This is a genomic window from Polynucleobacter sp. AP-Latsch-80-C2, from assembly GCF_018882185.1.
GTDB lineage: Bacteria > Pseudomonadota > Gammaproteobacteria > Burkholderiales > Burkholderiaceae > Polynucleobacter.
This window is the reverse complement of the sequence record NZ_JACVOY010000044.1, coordinates 1-255: the sequence shown is the minus strand read 5'-3', so window position 1 is coordinate 255 and position 255 is coordinate 1. Positions and strand designations below refer to the sequence as shown.

Below are 255 nucleotides of genomic sequence, written 5' to 3'. Positions count from 1 at the left end.
GGCGATTACGACCTATGACCAGTTAAATGTTAGTAGTTCTAATAACTTGACTATTAGCACGGGCGGCGCAGTGAGCTTAAGCGCTATTAACACTGCCAATGTCTTAGCCGTAACTGGCAATGGCATCGCCTTAAACGGTTCAATCACCACCACCGGTGCTCAAACCTACACTGGCGCAGTGACACTGGGTAGTGATATTGTATTAACTAGCTCTGCAGCAGGCACGAGTGGCGATATTACTTTTAGCTCAACAAT

The 255-nt window shown here is 46.7% G+C and carries 1 protein-coding gene; it reads left to right on the top strand.

The genetic code is table 11. From position 1 onward, the window contains the following. Positions 1 to 46: 46 nt before the first annotated feature. Positions 47 to 255 (top strand): hypothetical protein (locus tag ICN47_RS12795; protein WP_216220292.1); only part of this gene is annotated, 209 nt, incomplete at its 3' end.